General features: G+C 62.5%; 11 protein-coding genes and 2 tRNA genes. 11 read left to right on the forward strand and 2 right to left on the reverse strand.

Translation table 11 applies throughout. The annotated features are described in order from the left end of the window. Positions 1-41 precede the first annotated feature (41 nt). Entirely contained in the window at positions 42-914 is an 873-nt protein-coding gene (locus tag ABIB44_RS11235; RefSeq protein ID WP_354584757.1) for a hypothetical protein, read from the forward strand. A gap of 2 nt (positions 915-916) precedes the next feature. Then, on the forward strand, positions 917-1,831 hold the full coding sequence (locus tag ABIB44_RS11240; protein ID WP_354584758.1) for a lysophospholipid acyltransferase family protein: 915 nt from the start codon (positions 917-919) through the stop codon (positions 1,829-1,831). Between the two features lie 152 nt (positions 1,832-1,983). Here the strand turns inward: ABIB44_RS11240 and ABIB44_RS11245 are convergent, their stop codons facing one another. Further along, positions 1,984-2,616 (reverse strand): L-threonylcarbamoyladenylate synthase, encoded by a 633-nt coding sequence (locus tag ABIB44_RS11245; protein WP_354584759.1) that lies wholly within the window; start codon positions 2,614-2,616, stop codon positions 1,984-1,986. Positions 2,617-2,821: 205 nt separating this feature from the next. On the opposite strand from ABIB44_RS11245, the gene mltG reads away from it, so the two are divergent. From mltG to ABIB44_RS11290, 9 genes are all read left to right on the forward strand, one after another. Further along, the gene (gene mltG / locus ABIB44_RS11250; RefSeq protein WP_354584760.1) at positions 2,822-3,904 is read left to right on the forward strand and encodes an endolytic transglycosylase MltG; all 1,083 of its coding nucleotides are present in this window, start codon (positions 2,822-2,824) and stop codon (positions 3,902-3,904) included. A gap of 112 nt (positions 3,905-4,016) precedes the next feature. After that, positions 4,017-4,508, forward strand: coding sequence for an acyl-CoA thioesterase (locus ABIB44_RS11255; RefSeq protein WP_354584761.1), 492 nt, complete (start codon positions 4,017-4,019; stop codon positions 4,506-4,508). A gap of 88 nt (positions 4,509-4,596) precedes the next feature. Next, entirely contained in the window at positions 4,597-5,589 is a 993-nt protein-coding gene (locus ABIB44_RS11260; protein WP_354584762.1) for a YihY/virulence factor BrkB family protein, read from the forward strand. Between the two features lie 111 nt (positions 5,590-5,700). Beyond that, a tRNA-Ser gene (locus tag ABIB44_RS11265) sits at positions 5,701-5,790 on the forward strand. Positions 5,791-5,862: 72 nt separating this feature from the next. After that, a tRNA-Ser gene (locus ABIB44_RS11270) sits at positions 5,863-5,947 on the forward strand. Positions 5,948-6,063: 116 nt separating this feature from the next. Then, positions 6,064-7,128 (forward strand): aldose epimerase family protein, encoded by a 1,065-nt coding sequence (locus tag ABIB44_RS11275; protein ID WP_354584763.1) that lies wholly within the window; start codon positions 6,064-6,066, stop codon positions 7,126-7,128. Between the two features lie 86 nt (positions 7,129-7,214). After that, positions 7,215-8,477 carry a zinc dependent phospholipase C family protein gene (locus ABIB44_RS11280; RefSeq protein ID WP_354584764.1) on the forward strand — a complete coding sequence of 421 codons (1,263 nt, stop codon included), beginning with the start codon at positions 7,215-7,217 and terminating at the stop codon, positions 8,475-8,477. 280 nt (positions 8,478-8,757) lie between these two features. Beyond that, positions 8,758-13,434 (forward strand): choice-of-anchor D domain-containing protein, encoded by a 4,677-nt coding sequence (locus ABIB44_RS11285; protein WP_354584765.1) that lies wholly within the window; start codon positions 8,758-8,760, stop codon positions 13,432-13,434. Positions 13,435-13,638: 204 nt separating this feature from the next. Next, positions 13,639-14,532 carry a T9SS type A sorting domain-containing protein gene (locus ABIB44_RS11290; RefSeq protein ID WP_354584766.1) on the forward strand — a complete coding sequence of 298 codons (894 nt, stop codon included), beginning with the start codon at positions 13,639-13,641 and terminating at the stop codon, positions 14,530-14,532. Between the two features lie 203 nt (positions 14,533-14,735). Here the strand turns inward: ABIB44_RS11290 and ABIB44_RS11295 are convergent, their stop codons facing one another. Further along, positions 14,736-16,118 (reverse strand): TolC family protein, encoded by a 1,383-nt coding sequence (locus ABIB44_RS11295; RefSeq protein WP_354584767.1) that lies wholly within the window; start codon positions 16,116-16,118, stop codon positions 14,736-14,738. Positions 16,119-16,166 lie beyond the last annotated feature (48 nt).

A 16,166-nucleotide genomic window follows, 5' to 3' on the forward strand; every position in this document is an offset into this window, starting at 1 on the left:
TCTTACATACCCTTCCTTTTCCCTCGCCGTACTTTTGCCCTATGCGCTACTTTCTGACCTGCCTTATTGCCCTCACCGCACTGGTCGCCCAGGCCGGCCCGCCGCAGCTGCTACTCGACGTGGCCCGCTTTCGCAACCTGAACAAAGTGGAGAAGGGGGCCGAAGTCGAAATCTACGTGACCGTGCCCACGCAGCCGCTCACTTACCGGCAGCGCGCGCCGCGCTCGTTCCAGTCGTCGGCCGTTGTTACGCTCGATATTCTGAAAGCCGACGGCAAATCCGCCTACCACGAAGTCATCACCCTGAAGCCGCCGGTGCTGAACGACACTACTATTGCCATCAAAAACCCGCAAAGCTTCCTCAAGCGCATCATGCTGCCCGATGGCAAGTACACCCTGCGCGGCACCGTAAAGGACCAGTACAAGAGTGCCAACGGCGAAACGATTGTCGAGAAGCCGCTGGTGCTGGAAGCACCCGCCACTGGCCCTTTTCTGAGCGACGTGGTGCTGCTGGCCCGCCCGGCCGTGCGCGGAGCCAGCCCCGATAATTTCGGCCGGGGCGGCTACCGCCTCACCCGCACGCCCGGCGGCAGCTACGGCCGGGGCACCGAAAATCTGTTCTTCTATACCGAGCTGCACAATGCCCCGGCCGGCAAGGCGTTGCGCGTGCATTACCACCTCACCACCCTCGACGGCTCGGCCGCGGATGCCGACGGCGAGCTCACCCCGCAAGCCGGCCGCCCCACCACCGTGGTGGGCCAGCTGCCCTTTGGCCCGCTGCCCGATGGCCCGTTCACGCTGTTTGTGGAAGTATACGGTGGCCCGGGCAACACCAAGCTCATCGCCGGCCACCGGGCCATTGGCCAGCACAACGTGGCCGACTATGCGCCCGCCGGGGCCCCGGCCGCCCGCTAAGCATGGGAGCCATAGAAACTCCGGCAAGCGCTGCCCGGCCCTATGCCTGGTATTTCGAGCCGCTGCGCTGGCTGCTGCTGGGGCTGGCGCATTTGCCGCTGGCGGTGCTTTATTTATTTTCGGAGGTGATTTATTTGCTGCTGGCCTATGGGGTGCGCTACCGCTGGCGCGTCGTCACGGAGAACCTGCGCAATTCTTTTCCCGAGAAAACACCCGCCGAGATTGAGCGCATCGGCAAGGCATTCTACCGGCACTTCTCGCAGGTGGTGGTCGAAATCCTGAAGCTGGCTGCCATGCCGCCCGACGAGCTGCGACAGCGCCTGCGCTTCACCAACCCCGAGCTGATGACGCGCCACTTCGCCGACAAACGACTGGTGCTGTCGCTGGGCTCGCACATGGGCAACTGGGAGTGGATACTGAGCGGGGCGGCGCTCGAGTTTCCCGGCCGGGCCGCCGGCGTATACAAGCCTCTGAACAATCAGTTCTTCGAGCACTTTATGCGCCGCCTGCGTACCCGGCTCGGGGCCGATGCCGTGCCCATGCTGGCCACGCTGCGCTACCTGGTGGCGCACCGCGGCCAGGGCCACACCCTCAGCCTGCTCACCGACCAGGCCGCCGGCCCCGAAGACAAACCCTACTGGACCCAGTTCCTGCACCAGGACACCAGCTTCTACACCAGCGCCGACCGCCTGGCTGCTCAGCTCGATTGCGCGGTGCTTTACGTGGGCATCCGGCGCGTGCGGCGCGGCTACTACGAAGTCACCTTCACCGAGCTGCCCGATGGCCGGGTGGCCAAGGTGGCCCCGGCCGGCACCTTCCCCGTTACCGAGGCCTTCGCCCGGCAGCTGGAGGCGGACATGCGCGCCTCGCCCGAGCAGTACCTGTGGACGCACCGGCGCTGGAAGCACAAACGGTAGGAGAGAGAAAAAAGAAGAACGTCATGCTGAGTGAAGTCGAAGCATCTCGCGGGTAGCAGTAATCCAATCGGAAGGATTAGTTGCGCGGGAGAGATGCTTCGGCTTCGCCCAGCATGACGTTCTGGTTAGAAGCGCCAGCAGTTGGCTATAACCTACAAAAACGGCTCAATATCGCCGGCTCCCTCACGCACGAGCTCAAACTCGTCGTTGGTGCAGTCGATGATGGTGCTGGGGACGTTGCCGCCGAAGCCACCGTCAATCACGAGGTCAACCAGCAGGCGGTATTTCTCGAAAATCAGGTCCGGGTCGGTTACGTATTCTTCGAGGGTTTCGGCGCTCTCACGCACCGAGGTGCTCACGATGGGGTTGCCCAGTTCTTTCACCAGCTGGCGGATAATCTGGTTGTCCGGCACGCGGATGCCGACGGTCTTGCGCTTGGTGCCGCCGAAGCGCGGGGCATTGGAGCTGGCCTCAAAAAGAAACGTAAACGGGCCGGGTAGGGCTTTTTTGATGACTTTATAGGTTTCCGTGGTGATGCCGTGGGCATAGTCGGAGATGTGCGACAGGTCGTAGCAGATGAAGCTCAGGTTGGCCTTTTCGGGCAGCAGCTTTTTGATGCGGCAGACTCGCTCCACGGCCTTGGCATTGGTCACGTCGCAGCCGATGCCATACACGGTATCGGTGGGGTAAATAATGACTCCGCCTTTGCGCAACACGTCAACAGCTTGCTGAATGCGATTTTGGGGCGGATTCTCGGGGTGAATGCGGAGCAGGGTGGCGGGCATAGAAAAAACGAAGAATGAAGGTGAGACGGGCCGGGTGGAGGCTGCTGGAAGCCGGCCAAAACCGGCTCAGCGGCCCGCCGGGGCCAAAGGCGCGGGAAAGGTACTACCGCCCGCCGAAACGCACCAACTTGGCCGCGTCGCGCGGGCCGCCGTGTCGGAGCTTCGTACTTTTGACGTCGCTTCTCCGACTTCTGCTTTATTTCCCATGGCCAAACCCGCCCCAAAGACCATCCTCGAACGCCGCGACGACGCCCTGAAGCGCCGCCAGCGCTGGGGGGCCGTAAGTGTCGTTTTCACGCTCGCCCTGGTCTGCTTCTCGTATTATTTCTACCAGGTGTTCTTCACCGCCAACATCGAAACCAAGGGCAAGCCCACCTACGTCATCGTGCATCGCGGCGACGACTGGCAGGCGGCCCTGAATACCATCGACGCCACCGGCACCGTGGTCGACCGGCTTTCGTTGCACTTCGTGGCCAAGCTCATGAAATACCCGCAGCACGTGAAGCCCGGCCGCTACGAGCTCAAGGATGGGTACACCAACCGCCAGCTCATCAACGTGCTAAAGGCCGGTTTGCAGTCGCCGCTCAAGCTCACGTTCACCAACGTGCGGCTGCGCCGCGAGCTGGCCGACAAACTCTCGACTCAGATTGACGCCCGCCCCGCTACCATCGACTCGCTGCTGAGCAGCCCCAGCTACACCCGCAGCCTGGGTTTCGATACCACCACGGTGCTCAGCATGTTCATCCCCAACACCTACGAGCTGTACTGGAACACCACGGCCACCAACCTCATGCAGCGCATGAAGAAGGAATATGAGAAGTTCTGGACGCCCGCCCGCGACGCTGAGCGGGAGAAGCTGCACCTCACCCGCGCCCAGGTGAGCACCCTGGCCAGCATTGTGGAGGCCGAGCAGCAGCAGCACGCCGACGAGCGCCCCCGCATTGCCGGCGTGTACCTCAACCGCCTGAGAAAAGGCATGAAGCTGCAGGCCGACCCCACCGTGGTGTACGCCAACCGCGACTTCACCATCAAGCGCGTGCTGAACGTGCACCTGCAAAAGGACTCGCCCTACAACACCTACAAGTACGCCGGCCTGCCGCCCGGCCCCATCAACCTGCCCAGCATCGCCAGCATCGACGCGGTGCTGAAGCCGGAGAGCAACAACTACCTGTATTTCTGCGCCAAGGAGGATTTCAGCGGCTACCACGCTTTTGCGACCAACGAAACCGAGCATATTGCTAACGCCCGCCGCTACCAAGCGGCGCTGAATCGGGCGGGTATCCGGTAAGGGCGGGTTGTACCCGCCCACCGTCCGCATCGTTGCGCGGAACCGTACTTAAAGATGCGAGCGTCCGGGCGGGTGCAACCCGCCCCTACCTCGGTCAAAAAAACACGACACTATGTATACCTCCGACATCCAAATTCGTGTGCGCTATGCCGAAACCGACCAGATGGGCTACGTATATCACGGCAACTACGCGGCGTATTTTGAAGTGGCCCGCACCGAGGCTTTTCGCAAGCTCGGCATCAGCTACAAGGAGTTGGAGGGCGACGGCGTGGGCATGCCGGTGGGGGAGCTGCGCACCAAATTTCGCCGCCCGGCCCGCTACGACGACCTGCTGACCGTGCGCCTGCTGCTGCGCCAGCCGCCCGAAGGAGCCCGCGTGCTGTTCGAGTATGAGATTTACAACGAGGCCGGCCAGCTGCTCACCGAAGGCCACACCCTCATGGTGTTCGTGAAAACGGCCACCGGCCGGCCCGTGGCCATGCCCACCAACATTCAGGAACGTCTGCTGCCGTATTTTAGCGAAGACGAATTCGATAGCCCCGTGCGGCCCACGCCCGGGGCCATCCCGCCCGATGCGCCCGCTCCGGCGGCGTTCCGTAAATAAATTAAAAATTATTAATTAAAAATGAGTGTCCGAAAAGGCTGTTGGGTAAGACGCCTGGATTTTTAATTTTTCACTTTTAATTAAAAAAATGAAAGCCCCCGCCGCCATCAGCCGAGCCCGCCTGCCCGATGTGCGCCAGCAGCGCCATTACCGGCGGCTGATTGTGGGCCTCAAGCGCCTGCGAATCGGCCGCGGCCGGGCTTCGCTCTACGATTTGCTTGCCCGTATCCTGCACGAGCTGCGGCTCGACTCGCTGGAAAAGCGTGCTGCCTACATGGCCTTCAACCTCACGGTGGCCCTGTTTCCGACCATTATTTTCCTGTTCACGCTCATTCCGTACATCCCCGTGCCGAACCTGAACGTGGACATTCTCCAGTTCCTGGCCGATTTCATGCCGCGCGAGTTGTACGCGGCCACGGCCAGCACCATCGAAGACATTGTGAACATCCCGCACGGTGGGCTGCTATCCTTCGGTTTCGGCACGGCGCTGGTACTCAGCTCCAACGGCATCATGGCCCTGCTCGATGCCTTCGAGAAGAAGTACCCGTGGTTCAAGCACCGCAGCTACTTGCGCAAGCGCATGATTGCCACCGCGCTGACGTTCGTCTTGGCGCTAATACTGCTACTGGCCATCGCGGGTATTTTCTTCGGCACTTACCTCATCGACGGGCTGGTGTTTTATGAAATCGTACCCGAGCGGTTCACCGATTTGGTCCTCACCCTCATCCGGTACGGCTCGCTGGTGGGGTTATTTCTGAGCACAACCTGCGTGATTTATTACTTCGTGCCGCCCGTGCACGACAAGTGGCCGCTGCTGTCGGCCGGGGCCATCGTGGCTACGCTGCTCATCTTTCTGGTGTCATTCCTGTTCACGCTTTACGTGCGCATCTTCAATTCCTACAACACTTTTTATGGCTCCATCGGCGCGCTGGTCGGCTTCATGGTGTGGCTCGAATTCGTGTGCATGACGCTTATCATCGGCTTTGAGGTGAATGTGAGCATGGACGCCATCACCGGTCGCCGCCGCCAGATGATGCGCGAGCAGCTGGGAGCTCAGCTCGTCATCAGCGTCGAAAAATGAGGTGCTGGCAGTCAGGGTACTAGCAGAAAGTTGGAAATATTTTCGCCAAGCAGGTTTTTCATTTCGGTTTCCTTTTTACTTTTGCACTCCCCAATCACTCGGGGAGCTTCTAGAGAGGTGGCAGAGTGGTCGAATGCGACGGTTTCGAAAACCGTTATACCGGCAACGGTATCGGGGGTTCGAATCCCCCCTTCTCTACCAAAAGGCTTTTTCTGCGCCGGAGAAAGCCTTTTTTGTTTCGTTGAACAAGTTGGCGCACAATTAATTGACCCTAGAGAGCTGGCAGAGTGGTCGATTGCGGCGGTCTTGAAAACCGTTGAGGGTCAAACCTCCGGGGGTTCGAATCCCTCGCTCTCTACTGATAAAGCCCCGTTTCCGGCCCGGAAGCGGGGCTTTTTAGTGGGCCGGCGGCTTACCAAACCGGCCGGTGTGCGTATGCCCGGGTAGCCTTGCCTAACCCTTCGCGCCCCCGCCATGCCCCAACCTGCTCCCCAATCCACTCCTTTCGGCACTACCACCGACGGCATTGCCGTGCAGCTCTTCACCCTCGTGGGGGTGGGCGGGGCCCGGGCCACCATTACCAACTACGGCGGCACGCTCACTTCGCTGCAGGTGCCCGACCGGCACGGCCGGCTGGGCCACGTGGTGCTGGGCTTTGATGAGGTGAGCGGCTACCAAAGCCCGGCCTTCCGGCAAACCACGCCCTACCTGGGCGCGCTCATTGGCCGCTATGGCAACCGCATTGCCCGGGGCCGCTTCGAGCTCGATGGCCGGCACTATCAGCTGAGCATCAACAACGGCCCCAACTCGCTGCACGGCGGCGTGCGTGGCTTCGACCAGCGCATTTGGCAGGCCGAGCCCGGCACCTTGCCGGAGGGGCCCACGCTCACGCTCACCTACCGGAGCCCGGACGGGGAGGAGGGCTACCCGGGCAACCTGCGCACGACGGTGAGGTACACCCTCACGGCTGCCAATGCCCTGATTATCGACTACGAGGCCACCACCGACCAGCCCACCATCGTCAACCTCACCAGCCACGCCTACTTCAACCTGAGCCTGGGCACGAGCCCCGATATACTGGGCCACGAGCTGCAACTGGCCGCCGACCGCTACACCGTGGTCGATGACACGCTGATTCCGACTGGTGAGCTGCGGCCGGTGGCGGGCACGCCCTTCGATTTCCGCGCGCCGCACGCCATTGGCGCGCGGATTGGCCAGGTGCCCGGCGGCTACGACCACAACTGGGTGCTGAACGAGGCCACTGGCTCCCACCGGGCCGCGCATGTCTACGACCCCGCCTCGGGCCGCACGCTGGAAGTAACCACCGACCAGCCGGGCGTGCAGTTCTACGCGGGCAATTTCCTCGATGGCTCGCTCGTCGGGCGTGGGGGAGTGGCCTACGGCAAGCACTCGGGTTTCTGCCTCGAAACGCAGCATTTTCCCGACTCCCCCAACCAGCCCGCCTTCCCCGGCACCGTGCTGCGACCCGGCCAAGCATTTCGCTCGCGCAGTACCTATACCTTTGGGCTGCAGCCGTAGCTGCCCGCCGGGCCGGGGCCGACAACGTCGGCCGGGGGTTTGCCGTTGAGCCCCCACTCAACGTTGTGCTTACTTTTTCTTCTTTCATGCTGCGCTCTCTCACTTTGCTGCTGGCCCTGGTGCTGGCTTTGGCAGCCCGGCCGGCTGCTGGCTACTCCGTGCTCACCCATCAGGCCAATATCGACTCGACCTGGGAACGCTGCTTAGTGCCGGCTATTCTGAAGCGATACCCTAGCTCGACGCCTGAGCAACTGGCTGATGCCAAGGCCTATGCCTACGGCGGGGCCATTATTCAGGATATGGGGTACTATCCTTTCGGCTCGGTGCTTTTCACCAACCTGACGCACTATGTGCGCTCGGGCGATTTCGTGCGCAACATGCTGGCCGCGGCCCGCGACCGCAACGACTACGCCTTTGCCCTGGGCAGCCTGGCCCACTACGAGGCCGACCTCAACGGCCACCCCGAGGGCACCAACAGGGCCATGTCTTCGGTATACCCCGAGCTGCAGGCGAAGTTTGGCAGTGCAATTACCTACCAGGAAGCTCCCAAGCAGCACACCCAGCTGGAGTTTGCCTTCGATGTGGTGCAGCTGGCCAGCGGCAAGTACCGCAATTCGGAATACCACCAGAAAATCGGCTTTCAGGTGAGCAAAGCCACGCTGGAGCGGGCTTTTCTGAAAACCTATGGCTTGGAGCTGGGCCAGGTCATCGTGAACGTGGACCTGAGCATTGCCAGCTTCCGCTTTGCCGTGAGCCAGCTGATTCCGACGGCCGCCCGGGCGGCCTGGCACTCCAAGCGCAAGGATATTCTGAAGCTGAGCCCCGGGGCCCGCCGGCGCGACTACCTGAAGCAGGAGCGCCCCCGGGAGTACCGCAAGCTCTATGGCGACACGTATAAAAAACCGGGCTTCGGGGCGCGCATTATTTCGTATTTTATTCGGGTGCTGCCTAAAGTTGGTCCCCTCAAGCCCTTTGCCTTCAAGCTGCCTACCCCCGAGGCCGAGCAGCTGTTCCGGGCGAGCTTCCGCAAAACCATGGCGGCCTACTGCGCCGATATTAGCCAGCAGCCGGCCGATACGGCCGCCGCGCCGCTGAAGCTGGCCAATGTCGATTTTGACACCGGCCATCCGACCAAAGCCGGCGAGTACCCGCTGGCCGATGAAACCTACGGCGAATGGCTGCGCAAGCTGGCCGATAAAAAATTCGAGAACCTAAACCCAGTGGCCCGGCAGAATATTCTGGCTTTTTACGGGACGCAGCCCAAAGTACCGGTCTCGGGCGAGGAGAAGGAGCGGCACAAGCAAGCCGAAACGCAGAAGGCACTTGCAGAGCTGCGGGCCGTAAAATAGCGGCTCGTTTTGGTTCACATAATGATAATGGAAGGCTAGCGCCCGCCCATCCAGCTAGTTGCGTGCAGCTAGCTGGATGGGCGCATTTTTTTTGCTTACCTTGTCTGGTACCATCCCAGCGGGTTCGTTGAATTGTATTGGTAAGTATAGTTATATATTGTTTTTATGAATATGACTTTGCCTAGCTTTACGCTTTTTAACACGGATATCGGGGGCGTGGCTTCCGGTTTTCTTGCGCTCAGTACCATTTTCATTTCCCACCATCAATCATTCACTGCTTATGCACACACTTTACACGAAAGGGCAGTCGTTCCGCTGGATGCGGCTGCTGAGTTTGTTGCTTTTGCTGCCACTAGCGGGGCGGGCGCAGGTTGTTATCAGCCAGGTATACGCGGCAGGTGGCTCGGGTGTAGCGGGCACGACTTACACACGGGACTACGTGGAACTGTTCAATCGCGGAACGGCTGCAATTGATATCAGCGGCTATGCCATTCAGTATGCTGCGGGGGCTACTACAACGGGTAGCTACACGGCGAATGCCGTAACGGCTACCCCGGGCACTCCCATCAACCTGCAGCCCGGCCAGTACTACACAGTGGTGCTGGGTGGGGCTGGCACGGCCGGGGCTACCATCGCGCAGGGGACAGCAGCGGGTAATGCTGACTATGTAACTGCCACAACTACTTCGAGCCTGTCGAACTCTCAGGGCAAACTGGCGCTGACTAATAATACGACGGCCTTGGCCATTACAACTGCTACAACGCCGCCGGCTTCGGCGGCCCTGCAGGATTTCGTGGGCTACGGCGCAACGGCCTCCGCGTACGAGGGAACTGCCGCCGCACCGGCACCGACTAACACAACTTCGGCCCTGTTTCGGGGGGGCAACGGCTGCACCGATACCAACAGTAACGTGGCAGATTTTGCAAATGCAGCTCCGGGAGTGCGTAATCGTTCGACGACGCTGGCACCCTGCGGCGGTCCCGTTACCCCGGCCGAAATCAACGTGAAGCAGGGCACGACTACCTACCTCACCGGCAGCACCTACAGCGGCTTTGCCACCACCACCACCGGCAGCACCGACGTCAAGACGTTTACCATCGAGAACCTGGGTGGCACCGTGCTCAATGTCAGCGGTATCGTGGCGACCGGCGATTTCAGCGTGACTGGTACCGTGCCCACCATGGTGGCCGCTAATGGCACCGCTTCTTTCAACGTGACGTTTACGCCCACGGCCATCGGCACCCGCACGGGTACGGTGACCGTCGCCAACGACGACGCGGACGAGGCCACGTACGTCATCAATCTGAGCGCCCAGGCCGTTGCGGTTACCCCCAACCCGCTGATTGCCGTGAGCCAGGCCGGTACTGCCTATGCCGACGCCAGCACGTTCTCAGGCTTTGCCAACACCTTCGTGGGCAGCACCTCGCCGGTCGTTACGTTCACCATTACCAACGCCAGCACCACCGATGCCCTGACCATCACCGGCATCGCAACCACCGGCAACTTTGCCGTGAGCGGCACGGTGCCAACCACGGTGGCCGCCAATGGCGGCACGGCCACCTTCGACCTCACCTTTACGCCCACGGCCGCCGGCACCCGCACGGGAACCGTTGTTATCACCAACAACAGCCAAGGCACGCCCAGCTACTCCATCACCCTGAACGGCACCGGCGTAACGCCCGTGCCCACGCTCACTTCGGCCAGCCCAACCAGCCTGCTGGTGGGTATTTCCTCGCCCGTTATCCTCACGGGTACCAGCCTGACGGGCTCGACCGTCAACTTCAATGGCGGCACGCTCACGCCCAGCTCAGTATCGGCTACTTCGGTTACGGTGCGTGTCGCGGCTCCCAGTGCCGGTACCTTCCCGGTGAGTGTGACCACGCCCGGCGGTACCTCAAATACTGTGGACGTAACGGCCACTACGCCGCCGGCGGGCTTTTTTGAGCCCTTCGAAGCGGCCACCCAATCGACTTACGTTGTTGCGGCGGGCGGCACGGCGGTAGCCCTCACCACCGGAAGCTGGAACCTGTTCCAGGGATTGCTGCTGAACAGCGATGCCAGCGACAAAAAGAACAATGCCCAGAGCGTGCGCCTGCGCGGCGGCGGCACCCTGGCCATGAACTTCGACAAAACCACCGGTGCCGGCCTGGTGACGGTGAATTCCGCGCTATACGGCACTGATACGGGCGCGAGCTTCGTGCTGGAATACTCGACGGATGGCGGGACGAACTACACGGTTGCCGGCACGTCGCCTGTGCTCACCAGTACGCTTACGGCCTATCCTTTCACGCTGAACGTGGCCGGCAATGTGCGGCTGCGCCTGTCGTCGACCAACCTCACGGCTGGGTTGAATCCGCGTATCAATATCGACGACCTGCAAATCGGCAACTTCACCGCTGCCGTCTGCGACGCCCCCACCGGCCTGACGCCCGGCAGCATCACCAGCAGCTCGGCCACGGTGAGCTTTACGGGCAGCGCCTCGGCCGCCAACGGCTACACCGTGACGACGATGCCGGTGACCACTACCCAGATGCTGGCGGCCGGGGCAACGTCGGTGAGCTTCTCGGGCCTGATGCCCGCTACGGCTTACGCGGTGAGCATCGTGAGCAACTGCTCAACGACCAGCACTTCCAGCGCCGCAATGGTAAACTTCACCACGCTGGCGCTGGCCCCCACGCTGGCCGTGACGCAGGCCGGCACCAGCTACCCCAGTGGTGGCACGGCGTACGGCTTCGGCAACCAGACGGTGAGCACGACCAGCGCGCCCGTAAGCTTCACGCTGACTAACAACGGTCCTGATGCCCTGACTATCAGCTCCATCACGCCCACCGGCGACTACGCCGTGAGCGGCGCGGCTCCAACCACGGTGGCGGCCAATGGCGGCACGGCCACGGTGAGCGCGACGTTTACGCCCACCGCCACCGGCACCCGCAGCGGCTCGCTGGTCATTAACTCTGACGCTACCAATGGCGCTGTTTACACTGTGAATCTGACCGGCAACGGCCAGGCCGCCGCTCTGCCCGACCTGGTAGTGAGCAATTCATCGCCCATTACCCCCGTCAGCGGCAACTACAATAACGTGACTATCACCAGCACGGGCCGCGCCCTGCTGGTGGGCCCCCTCACGGTAGCGGGGACCCTCACAGTACAGGCCGGGGGTGTGCTGTCGCAGAACTGCCAGCTGTTGACCGGCACGGGTAATTTCGACCTGCAGGCTGGCGCTGCGCTGGCCATCTGCGACGCGGCGGGTATTTCGCCCACGGGTGTGCCCACCGGCGCGGTGCTACTGACGGGAACCCGCACCTACAGCCCTGGTGCCATTTATGCGTACAATGGCACCGTACTGCAAATCACCGGCCTTGGCCTGCCGACCACGGTGCTGTCGCTGGGCGTGCAGAACCCGGCCGGCGTGAACCTGAGCCAGGGCGTGAGTTTGGTGCAGGGCCTGCAGCTACAAGCGGGCAACCTGAGCACCAACGGCCAGTCGCTGACGCTGCTGTCGTCGGCCGCGAGCACGGCGTTGGTGGTGAATGTTGGCGGAGTTGTGAATGGCGCGGTCACCGTGCAGCGCTATATTAACAGCACTAACGCCATTGGCTACCGCCACTACTCGGCCCCGGTAAGCAACACCACCTTCGCCGACCTGAACGCCACCGGCTTCTCGCCGGTTTTCAACAGCGGCTACAACAGCAGCGCCACGCCGGGCACGGTAACGCCCTTCCCAACGGTGTTCGGCTACAACCAGGACCGTATTGCCACGGTTAGCTCGAACTTCAGCGCCTTCGATAAGGGTTGGTTCTCGCCCGCCGGCCCCGGCGACCCGATGGTAGTGGGCAAAGGCTACACCGTGAATACCCCCAACACCGCCCTAATTGATTTTGTGGGTAGCCTGAACAACGGCCCGGTGCCTTCGGGCACGCTGAGCCGCGGTACCGATGCCGCCGCCGGCTGGCACCTGCTGGGCAACCCCTACCCGAGCCCCCTCGACTGGAGCACGGTAGCGGCCGGCCAGCGCCCTGGCATGGACGCCGCCATCTACGTGTTTGAGAGCGCCGGCCAGTACGGCGGCTCGTACCGCGCCAGCGTGAACGGCGTGGGCGGCAACGGCAACAGCCCGCAGCCCCTCGTGGTTGCGGCCCATGGCTACTTCGTGCGGGTGGCGACGGGCCAGACCAGTGGCCAGGTGAACCTCAATAACTCTAACCGCGTGACCACCTTCGGCACGCAGCCCGACTTCGGGCGCGGCACCGCCGACACCCGCCCCCAGGTAGCCCTGACGCTGCAAGGCACTTCGGTTTCGGATGACGCCTACGTGTACTTCCAGGCCGGCGCTACCGCGGGCAAGGACGTGGAGTTTGATGCCACTAAGCTGGCCAACTCTACAGGCCTGAACCTGACTTCGCTGGCCGGCGGCGAAGCCCTGGCCATCAACGGCCTGCCCGTGCTGGGCTCGGCTACGGTGCTGGTGCCCCTGAACGTGGCCGCCCCGCAAGCCGGCAGCTACTCGCTGAAGGCCGGCACGCTGGCCAACCTGGCCGGCACGACCGTGACGCTGATTGACGCCCTGACCAGCACCCGCACGGTGCTGACGGCCGGCACGGCCTACGCCTTCAGCCTGAGCAGCACCACCGCCACGGGCCGCTTCTCGCTGGAGTTCCGCCCCGGCGGGGCGCTGGCTACCACGGCCGCCCAGGCCCTGGCCGCCCAGACCCAGCTGTTCCCGAACCCGGCTTCGGGCTCGTTCCGGGTGCAGCTGCCGCTGCTGGCCGGCAAAACCACGGTGCAGGCCACGCTGGCCAACGCCCTGGGCCAAACCGTGCTGAGCCGTACGCTGAGCGCGGCGGCCGGCCAAGCCATCGACGCCGAGTTTGACGTGCGCGTCCTGGCGGCGGGGGTTTACACCCTGCGCCTGAACGTGAACGGCACGCCCGTGGTGCGCAAGGTGGTGGTAGAGTAAACCCGTCGCATTGTAATAGAAAAAGCCCACTGCCGCAAGCAGCGGGCTTTTTCATGCGCGGTGGTTACCGCGATGTTCGTGCTACGCAGTCCGCTGCTGGTGGGCCGCCCCAAAAAACGTAGCCGCCGCTTAAACCTGCTGGCCGGGTGGTAGTCTCAACGTCAGATTTATTGGTTTTTCATTCGCTATTCATCATTCTCTTCCATGAAATTACGTTTCACCTACACGCTGGTCCTGTTGCTGATATTAGTCGCTACCGTGGCTGGCCTGGCCCGCCGCTCACCCCGCGAGAACCGGCCTATCCGCCGCGAAGTCAAAGCTTACTTTCAGGCCAACATTGTACCCGTGCTTCGCCAGCAGCGCCAGCTGCTGGAGCCCCAGCTCGCCGCCGCCGACCGCGCCCAGCTCGCCACCTACCGTACCCAGCTCAGAGCCCTGAGGGAGCAGGGCCGCACCCTGCGCCAGGCTGCTGCCCCGGCCGGTGGGGCCACGCCCGGCACGCGCCCTGTCCTCACCGAGGCTCAGCGGGAGCAAGCTCATCAGCTACGATTCCAGGCCCGGGGCATTATGCTGAGCGTGGCCGAAATGGCCCGCAAGTATGATGGCCCCATCTCGAAGCTGACCGAGGAAATGCAGCCGCAAAAGGAAAAGTGGGCAACCGACCTTAAAGCCATCGTAGCCAAAAATGCGACCCCCGAGCAGCAGCAAAAGCTAGCTGCGCGCCAGAATCGCCGCCACGGCGTAGGCCACGGCTCCGGCGGCCTGCGCAAATTCTTCAAGCCCACCAGGTTCCTGCTGATGGACCCCAACGCTCCGGCCGAAGCACCTGCCGAGCGCGGCGTCGGTAGCAGCAGCTTCTACCCGAACCCCGCCGCCGCGACTACCCAGCTGGAATACGACGTGAGAAAAGCCGGCCCCGTGCGCGTGGATTTGCTCGATAAGGACGGTAATAAACTGCGCACGCTGGTAGCCGAAACCACCCAGGAAAAGGGTGCGCACACCGAGTCCCTCAATCTGAGCGACCTGCCGGCCGGTACTTACTTCTATAAAATCATCACCAAAGGCGGCACCCAGACCAAGCGGTTTGTGAAGGAGTAACCTCACGGGACCCCTTTGGGGCATGACCCCCTCTCCTTGGGGAGAGGGGACATCGGTCTGGTTGCCTGAAAAACGAAGAGCCAGCGCAATGCGCTGGCTCTTCGTTTTTCAAAATACCGTTATGTGTGCATTTCCGGTGCCCCCTCTTTTTTGGAGAGGGGGTCATGCCCCAAAAGGGTACCGTGAGGTTGCGCGTGAACGACCTACTCCCGTACCAGCTCGCCGCTCAGCCGGCGTAGGGCCAGCTCGGCCTGCTTGGCCGCGTAGCGGATATCGAGCAGCCGAGTTTCGGCGGCCAGCTCATTGCGCTGGGCCTCACGCAGAGCCAGCGGCGTGAGCAGGCCCAGGCGGTAGCGCTCCAAGGCAATGTTTACATTCTGGCGGGCCAGCTGGATGTTGGCCTCCTCCAGGCCGAGTAGCTCGAGGTAATTCTGATACTGGGCGAAGGCGGTGGCGGCGTTGGCGTCGAGCTGCAGGTCGGTCCGGGCCAGGGTGAGGCGGCTTTGCTCCTCGGCCACCCGGGCGTTCTGCTCCTGCCGGCGCAGGTTGAAACCGTCGAAAATGGGCACTGAGGCCGTGATGCCGTAGTTGAGGCCCCGCACGTTGTTGGTGCTGGTGGTGAGCACCGGGCCGGTCGGCAGGTTGATAAACTGCGCGTTGTTGATGTTGCGGTTCAGGCCGTAGCCCGTCACCAGGTTCACCTGCGGGTAGCGCGCGGCATTCACCAGCCGGCGGTTGTAGGTGGCCACGTCCACGCCCAGTCGGGCCTGGGCCAGGCGCGGGTTGTTGGCTTTGATGCCGGCTGTGATAACGTCTTCGCGCAGGTCGCGGGTAACGGCTAGGGTATCGCTGGGCGTGAAGGCCGTGCGCGGGGTACGGCCCAGCAGGTTGTTGAGGGTGATTTTGGCGGCGGCCAGCGTCTGCTGCTGCTGGAGCAGCTGGCTGCGGTCGGCGTTGTAGTCGACGCGGGCCGTCAGCACTTCCACCTTGGCGCTCACGCCCACGTCCACCTGCGCCTGGGTGAGGTCGATGCGGGCCTGACCGATGCGCAGGGCCTCTTCGAGCGAACTGATTTTGCCGGCCTGCCGCACGACATCGTAGTAGGCGTTGCTTACGGTTTCTACGGTTTCCTCCACCGTGGCGCGGGTGAGCTGCTGCTGCTGCTGGCGCAGGGTTTGCAGCCGGTCGTAGGCAATAAACATCCCGAAGCCGTCGAACAGCGTCCAGCCCAGTGTGAGGTTGGTATTCAGTAGGTTGGAAGTGCCGCCGTTGATGACGCGCGGCTCGTTGGAGCCGATGGTGGAGGTGATGTTGTTGTTGTTGAACGTGCGGGTGATGTTGGCGCTCACGTTGGGCAGCTGCCCGGCGTTGCCGCGCGTCACGTTGTTCCGGGCAATCTGCTCATCCTGCCGCGACAGCAGAATGCCGTAGTTGTGCTGCAGAGCCTCAGCAATGGCCTCCTGCAGCGACAGCGGCGGGCCGGCCGGCACCTTAGCAGGCTGGGTAAGCTGGCCCGGCGGTGTCGCCGGCACCTGCGCCAGGGTGCTGAAAGGGAGAACGAGAAAAAGGAAAGCTGGAAATTTCATGAAAGAAAAAACACGGTCATGCTGAGCGCAGCCGAAGCATCTCTACCG

Origin of the sequence: Hymenobacter sp. UYCo722, assembly GCF_040547115.1 — a bacterium.
Taxonomy (GTDB): domain Bacteria; phylum Bacteroidota; class Bacteroidia; order Cytophagales; family Hymenobacteraceae; genus Hymenobacter.

Excerpts from the sequence above, each read along its gene's own strand:
- mltG (WP_354584760.1), top strand. The coding sequence starts at position 2,822 with ATGGCCAAACCCGCCCCAAAGACCATCCTCGAACGCCGCGACGACGCC.
- ABIB44_RS11240 (WP_354584758.1), top strand. The coding sequence starts at position 917 with ATGGGAGCCATAGAAACTCCGGCAAGCGCTGCCCGGCCCTATGCCTGG.
- ABIB44_RS11280 (WP_354584764.1), top strand. The coding sequence starts at position 7,215 with ATGCTGCGCTCTCTCACTTTGCTGCTGGCCCTGGTGCTGGCTTTGGCA.
- ABIB44_RS11255 (WP_354584761.1), top strand. The coding sequence starts at position 4,017 with ATGTATACCTCCGACATCCAAATTCGTGTGCGCTATGCCGAAACCGAC.
- ABIB44_RS11285 (WP_354584765.1), top strand. The coding sequence starts at position 8,758 with ATGCACACACTTTACACGAAAGGGCAGTCGTTCCGCTGGATGCGGCTG.
- ABIB44_RS11290 (WP_354584766.1), top strand. The coding sequence starts at position 13,639 with ATGAAATTACGTTTCACCTACACGCTGGTCCTGTTGCTGATATTAGTC.
- ABIB44_RS11275 (WP_354584763.1), top strand. The coding sequence starts at position 6,064 with ATGCCCCAACCTGCTCCCCAATCCACTCCTTTCGGCACTACCACCGAC.
- ABIB44_RS11235 (WP_354584757.1), top strand. The coding sequence starts at position 42 with ATGCGCTACTTTCTGACCTGCCTTATTGCCCTCACCGCACTGGTCGCC.
- ABIB44_RS11245 (WP_354584759.1), bottom strand. The coding sequence starts at position 2,616 with ATGCCCGCCACCCTGCTCCGCATTCACCCCGAGAATCCGCCCCAAAAT.
- ABIB44_RS11260 (WP_354584762.1), top strand. The coding sequence starts at position 4,597 with ATGAAAGCCCCCGCCGCCATCAGCCGAGCCCGCCTGCCCGATGTGCGC.
- ABIB44_RS11295 (WP_354584767.1), bottom strand. The coding sequence starts at position 16,118 with ATGAAATTTCCAGCTTTCCTTTTTCTCGTTCTCCCTTTCAGCACCCTG.